Genomic DNA, 6,043 nt, shown 5'->3' with positions numbered 1-6,043 from the left:
GCCCGGTCACCAGGACGGCCGGACGCAGCCAGGGGTGCCAGTCGGGGCTGCGGTCGAGCAGCGTCCACGACCACCAGGCGGTGACGGCGAGCGTCCCGGCCAGCACGAGCGTCGCGGCGAGCGACCACCGCCGCGTCCCGGAGGCGCGGAGCCGCCACAGCAGCGTGGTGCCGATGCCGACCAACGCGCCGACGGCCGGAGCCAGGGCCACCGTGTAGTACTCGTGGAAGATCCCGGACATGAAGCTGAAGACAGCGCCGGTCACCAGCAGCCAGCCGCCCCACAGCAGCAGGCCGGCGCGGGTGCGGTCGGTACGCGCCGCCCGGCCGGCCACCACCAGACCGGCGACGAGCAGGATCAGCGCGGCCGGCAGCAGCCAGGAGACCTGACCGCCGATCCGGTCGTCGAACATCCGCAGCACACCGGTTTCGCCGCCGAGCAGCGCGGCGCCGCCGGGCGGGCCGACGCTGCCCTCCTCCTCGCCGGTGATCCGGTCGAGGCCGTTGTAGCCGAAGGTCAACTCCAGCACGCTGTTGGTCTGCGAACCGCCGACGTACGGGCGGGCGCTCGCCGGCACCAGCTCGACGACCGCCACCCACCAGCCGCCGGCGACCACCAGGGCGAGACCGGCCAGGAGCAGCTGGCGGAGCCGCCGCCACCGACCGGTCGGCGCGGCGAGCAGGTAGACGCCCGCGAGGACCGGCACCACCAGGAACGCCTGGAGCATCTTGGTGAGGAAGCCGAAGCCGACCAGCGTGCCGGCCAGCACGATCCAGCGGGTGCTCGCCGTCTCCACCGCACGCACGGTGGCGTACGCGGCGGCGACCAGGAGCAGCACCAGCAGGGCGTCGGGGTTGTTGAAGCGGAACATCAACGTCGCCACCGGGGTGACCGCGAGGACCGCACCGGCGATCAGGCCGGCGGCCGGGCCGTACCAGCGGCGGACGGTGGCGTAAAGGACACCGACGGCGGCGACGCCGCAGAGCGCCTGCGGCACCAGCATCGCCCAGCTGTTCAGGCCGAACAGCCGTACCGACAGGACCATCAGCCACAGCGAGGCGGGCGTCTTGTCGACGGTGATCGAGTTGGCCGCGTCGGACGAGCCGTAGAAGAACGCCGTCCAGCTCTCGGAGCCGGCCTGCACGGCCGCCGCGTAGTACGAGTTGGCCCACCCGTTGGCGCCGAGCCCCCACACGTACAGCACGGCGGTGGCCAGCAGCAGAGTGGTGAGGGCCGGGCGGGCCCAGCGGGGCGACCGAGGAACCGGCGGCGCGACCTCGCGGGAGGGCGCCGGAGCGGGCGCGGCGGGCAGGGTCTCTGTTCTGTCCATGCCGGCAAACACTGGGTGGGCGGGCTGTCCCGCTCCCCTGAGCCGCCTATGCGTCCGCTGTGGGATGCGGCAGGCGCACGGTGAACACCGTGCGGCCCGGCCAACTGTCCACGGTGACCGTTCCCTGGTGGGCCTCCACCACGGCCGCCACGATGGCCAGGCCGAGGCCGGTGCTGCCGTGGACCCGGGACCGGGAGCTGTCCCCGCGCGCGAAACGTTCGAAGACCTCCGGCCGCAGCTCGGGTGGGATGCCCGGCCCGTCGTCGGTGACGCGCAGCACGGCGGCGTCGGGCTCGACGCCCAGCGACGCGGTGACGGTGGTGCCCACGGGGGTGTGCACCCGCGCGTTGGTCAGCAGGTTCGCGAGGACCTGGTGCAGCCGGGCGGGGTCGCCGGGCACCCGGACGACCCGTTCGGGCAGGTCGAGCTGCCAGCGGTGCTCCGGGCCGGCGACGTGCGCGTCGCTGACCGCGTCCACGAGCAGCGCGGACAGGTCCACCGACTCGACGGCCAGTGGGCGACCGGAGTCCAGCCGGGCCAGCAGCAGCAGGTCGTCGACGAGGCTGGTCATCCGGGTGCTCTCCGACTCGACGCGGCGCAGCGCGTGGGCCACGTCGGGCGGCACCCGGTCGCGGCCGCGGCGGGACACCTCCGCGTACCCGCGGATGGCAGCGAGAGGGGTGCGCAGCTCGTGGCTGGCGTCGGCCACGAACTGGCGTACGCGTGTCTCGCTGGCCTGGCGGGCGGCGAGTGCGGCGGCGACGTGCCCCAGCATGCGGTTGAGCGCGGCGCCGACCTGGCCGACCTCCGTGCGCGGATCGGTGTCCGCCTCGGGCACGCGGACCGACAGGGCGACCTCGCCCCGGTCCAGGGGCAGCTCGCTGACCCGGCCGGCGGTGGCCGCGACCCGCCGCAGCGGGCGCAGGGTGCGCCGGACGATGAGCGCGCCCGCGCCGCCGGCTACCAGCAGGCCGGCGGCGGCCAACGCGGCCTGCGCGGCGACGAACCACATGACGATTTCCTCGACCTCCGCCAGAGGCAGGGCGAAGGCCCGGACCGTCCCGTCCGGCCACCGTCGCGCGATCGCCCGGTACTCGCCGCGGTCACCGAGGTCGACCGTACGCGGCCCGGCATCCGCCGACAGTCCGCCCAGCGCGGCGACCTCGTCGACGGGCACCCCCTCCCCGCCCTGCCGCTTGCCGGTCTGCACCAGCGCCTGCGTCACCCGTCCCCCGGACAGGGTGGCGACGATCGAGTCCGGTGGCAGGCCCGCCGGGATGAGCAACCCGCCGCCGTCGGGCGGGAAGAACCGGGGGAACGGCCGCCCGTCGCGCGGCCCCGGCTCGGCGGTCAGCTGCGCGTCCACCCGCTCCACCAGGAACTGTCGCAGCGCGACCGTCGCGACGGCGCCGGTCGCGACGCTGACCGCCGCCAGCAGCGCGACCAGGATGACCACCAGACGGGTACGCAGGGACCAGCCGGCCAGCCACCGCCGCAGCCGGCCCCGCTCACTCCGCCGGTTTGAGGACATAGCCGGCGCCGCGCAGCGTGTGGATCATCGGTTTCCGGCCAGCGTCGATCTTCTTGCGCAGGTACGAGATGTACAGCTCGACCACGTTGGCCTGGCCACCGAAGTCGTAGTTCCAGACCCGGTCGAGGATCTGCGCCTTGCTGAGCACCCGCCGGGGGTTGCGCATCAGGTAGCGCAGCAGCTCGAACTCGGTGGCGGTGAGGGTGACGAGCTGCCCGTCGCGGCGTACCTCGTGGCTGTCCTCGTCGAGGCTGAGGTCGCCGACGGTGAGCACCGCCTCCTCGCGGGCCGCGACGGCGAAGCCGGACCGGCGCAGCAGCGCCCGCAGCCGCGCGATCACCTCCTCCAGGCTGAACGGCTTGGTGACGTAGTCGTCGCCACCGACGGTCAGCCCGGCGATCCGCTCCTCCACGGCGTCGCGGGCGGTGAGGAACAGCACCGGGACGGTCGGCGCCGCCGCGCGCAACCGGCGCAGCACCTGGAAGCCGTCGAGGTCGGGCAGCATCACGTCGAGCACCACCGCGTCGGGCTGGAACTGCCGGGCCGTGGTCAGGGCCGACATGCCGTTGCCGGCGGTGCGTACCTGCCAGCCCTCGTAGCGCAGCGCCATCGACAGCAGGTCGGTCAGGGTGGGTTCGTCGTCGACCACCAGGACGCGGACCGGTTCACCATCGGGGCGCCGCAGCTCGATCCGGGCCGGCGCGCCGTGCTCGTCCGTCACCATGGCCCCCATCGTGGGCGCGACCGCTGTGCTGCGTTTGTGCGCATCCTGTGCACCAGCTGTGCCACCCGGTGACGGCCGGTCTCACTCGGTCATGCCGACGGGGTAGGTGTGCACGAACCGCATCGTCCACCCACCGCCCCGAGAATCGGCGCGCTCGTAGAGGTGGTCGGCCAGGCCCGGGTCACCGCCGTCGGGATGGCGCAGGATCCAGCGGGCCGGGGGCCGGCCGTCCGGCTCGGCCGGTAGCGCCCGCTCCAGGTCGTGCGCCGGACCGCCGACGAAGCGTACGGTCACCTCGCTCATCGTCGCACTCCCTCGCGCCGGCTGCCCCTGGCTGGCAAGCTACCCCACCGCGACCTGGCGTACCCTGCGGTTTGCCCTGCTCGGAGGCCGGGTACCGGCATCGGAAGCACCGGGGCCGGACATCCGGCGCAATCGGGGACGACGAGGCGAGGAGCGATCGATGAGGACGCTGGACGGGCGGTACCAGCTCGAACAGCGCATCGGCATCGGTGGCATGTCGGAGGTGTGGCGGGCCCACGACGCGGTGCTGGACCGGCCGGTCGCGGTGAAGCTGATGTCCCCGGGGCAGGAGGATCCGGACGCGTCGGTGGAGCGGATCCGTGCCGAGGCACGCTCCGCCGCCCGGTTGGTGCATCCCAACGTGGCCAGCGTGCACGACTTCGGCACCTCGGCGACGCTGCCCGGCATCGAGCTGCCCTACATCGTCATGGAGCTGGCCGAGGGCGAGACGCTCGCCGCGCACCTGCGGGCCGGGCCGCTGGACTGGCGGATCGCCGTACGGGTCTGCGCGGAGGTGAGTGCCGCCCTGGCGGCGGCGCACGCCCACGGCATCGTGCACCGCGACGTCAAGCCGGCGAACGTCATGCTCACCCCGGCCGGCGTGAAGGTGCTCGACTTCGGCATCGCCACGCCGTCGGGCGCCGCGGACCCCGCACCCGACGGGATACTGGTGGGCACGCCCGCGTACCTGGCGCCGGAGCAGTTGGAACGGGCCCCGGCGACCCCCGCCGCGGACATGTACGCCCTCGGCGTCCTGCTCTACTACAGCCTGTCTGGACGCCTCCCGTACCAGGCCGACACCACGACGCAGCTGCTCGGCGCCCGGCGCCGGCAACTACCGCCGCAGCCGCTGCCGGAGATCCCCGGCCTGCCGCCGGAGGTCGCCGACCTGTGCGCGAGCTGCCTCGCCGACGACCCGGCGCAGCGGCCCACCAGCCTGATGGCCGCGCTGCTGCTCGCCGAGGCGGTGGACGCCCGGGTGTACGTGCCGATGCTCCGGTCGGTGCCGCCCCGGCAGCGGGAGGTGGTCTCGCCGTGGACCGACCGGGCCGCCGCCGAGGCGACCCAGGCCGCGGCCCTGCCGGACTGGTCCACGCACGCCTGCTGACCCCCGTCCCGTCGGGGACCACCGCGTCCTGCGGTTTCACGGCCCGGGTGCCGGGTAGCCGGGCCGGTGAGTGACGGGAGGAACTCGATGCCGGATCCAGGTTCGTGGCTACCCGAGACGGCCACCGCGACCGCCGAGGGCGGTCACGTACGCACCGACGACGGCGGTCTGTCCACCGCCCTGGCGTCCCCGCTGGCACCGCACTGCACGGGTCTCACGCCCGAGCAGCTGCTCGCCGCGGCCTTCGCCTCCTGCCTGCACCACGCCGCGGTGGAGGCGGCCGGTGAGATCACCAACGAGGCCCACACGGTCCAGGTACGCGCCGAGGCCAAGCTGGGTCGCGACGACGACGGCCGCTACCGGGCCGACGTGCACGCCTCGATCTCCTCCGCCGGGCTCAGCCGACAGCAGTTGGCCGAGCTGGTGGAGCACGCCGACCGGCTGTGGCCCTTCACCAGCGGAGACGCGAGCCGAACCCGGCTGACCGTCACACCCGCCGAGAACGGCCGGCACTGACGGGCGCAGCACCGGGACCTGACATATTCGGCCAGCCATCCCTCCTCCGTACGGTGCAACGACGGGTCGGCCGTACGGAGGATGCGTCCGACCTCGCCACCAATGCGGCATAAGATCAACTTAACGACCGATTGGCGGATTACTGAGTGTATTTTTCCGGAAAGTCGGACAGGCGGAGAAGGCGGCTTTGCTGATCAACCGAGGTTATTAGCAACCGCGATTACCGCAAATTGTGGCGCATGCCACTAATCGCGCTGATGGCAAAGAGCGCTCCTCTTTCTAGCCTCGGCGGGTGCATCCCGACGACTCCATCGACCACAAGCCGACCCAGGATCGACCGGCCACCCGTCCGGGCGACACCGCATCAACCGAACGGACGATCGGCCGGCACCGCCTCGCCGAGCAGCCGCGACGCGGTGTCTACGTGTCCCCGCGGATGCGGGTCGCGCTCGCCACCGGGGTCACCTGCTGTCTCGGCGTCGGCGTCTTCGCGGCGACCGGCGTGGGCGACCGGGCCGAGGCCGACCGCGA

Annotated in this window: 6 protein-coding genes and 1 pseudogene; 3 read left to right on the top strand and 4 right to left on the bottom strand. The window is 73.4% G+C overall.

Annotated elements, in window-relative coordinates; translation table 11 throughout:
- The 4 genes from AB0I76_RS20480 to AB0I76_RS20465 all read right to left on the bottom strand — a co-directional run.
- On the bottom strand, positions 1-1,330 hold a 1,330-nt coding region (locus AB0I76_RS20480; protein ID WP_357037668.1), incomplete at its 3' end, for a glycosyltransferase family 39 protein.
- 46 nt (positions 1,331-1,376) lie between these two features.
- A complete protein-coding gene (locus AB0I76_RS20475; protein WP_357037665.1) occupies positions 1,377-2,861 on the bottom strand; it encodes a HAMP domain-containing sensor histidine kinase in 1,485 nt (494 codons plus the stop codon).
- Positions 2,839-3,585 carry a response regulator transcription factor gene (locus AB0I76_RS20470; protein ID WP_357037662.1) on the bottom strand — a complete coding sequence of 249 codons (747 nt, stop codon included), beginning with the start codon at positions 3,583-3,585 and terminating at the stop codon, positions 2,839-2,841. Before AB0I76_RS20470 ends, AB0I76_RS20475 begins: the two co-directional genes overlap by 23 nt.
- 81 nt (positions 3,586-3,666) lie before the next feature.
- Entirely contained in the window at positions 3,667-3,888 is a 222-nt protein-coding gene (locus AB0I76_RS20465) for a hypothetical protein (protein ID WP_357037659.1), read from the bottom strand.
- Between the two features lie 160 nt (positions 3,889-4,048).
- Here AB0I76_RS20465 and AB0I76_RS20460 point away from each other — a divergent pair, with 160 nt between their 5' ends.
- The 3 genes and pseudogenes from AB0I76_RS20460 to AB0I76_RS20450 form a co-directional block, all read left to right on the top strand.
- Positions 4,049-4,996, top strand: a complete 948-nt coding sequence (locus AB0I76_RS20460; RefSeq protein WP_357037655.1) for a serine/threonine-protein kinase — start codon at positions 4,049-4,051, stop codon at positions 4,994-4,996.
- Positions 4,997-5,083: 87 nt separating this feature from the next.
- Entirely contained in the window at positions 5,084-5,512 is a 429-nt protein-coding gene (locus AB0I76_RS20455; protein WP_357037652.1) for an OsmC family protein, read from the top strand.
- Between the two features lie 292 nt (positions 5,513-5,804).
- Positions 5,805-6,043 (top strand): annotated as a pseudogene (locus AB0I76_RS20450) (hypothetical protein); the annotation flags it as partial.

The sequence above is a fragment of the Micromonospora sp. NPDC049799 genome (genome assembly GCF_040656655.1).
Lineage (GTDB): Bacteria > Actinomycetota > Actinomycetes > Mycobacteriales > Micromonosporaceae > Micromonospora.
This window is presented reverse-complemented; position numbering and strand designations above follow the sequence as displayed.

Excerpts from the sequence above, each read along its gene's own strand:
- AB0I76_RS20475 (WP_357037665.1), bottom strand. The coding sequence starts at position 2,861 with ATGTCCTCAAACCGGCGGAGTGAGCGGGGCCGGCTGCGGCGGTGGCTG.
- AB0I76_RS20470 (WP_357037662.1), bottom strand. The coding sequence starts at position 3,585 with ATGGTGACGGACGAGCACGGCGCGCCGGCCCGGATCGAGCTGCGGCGC.
- AB0I76_RS20465 (WP_357037659.1), bottom strand. The coding sequence starts at position 3,888 with ATGAGCGAGGTGACCGTACGCTTCGTCGGCGGTCCGGCGCACGACCTG.
- AB0I76_RS20460 (WP_357037655.1), top strand. The coding sequence starts at position 4,049 with ATGAGGACGCTGGACGGGCGGTACCAGCTCGAACAGCGCATCGGCATC.
- AB0I76_RS20455 (WP_357037652.1), top strand. The coding sequence starts at position 5,084 with ATGCCGGATCCAGGTTCGTGGCTACCCGAGACGGCCACCGCGACCGCC.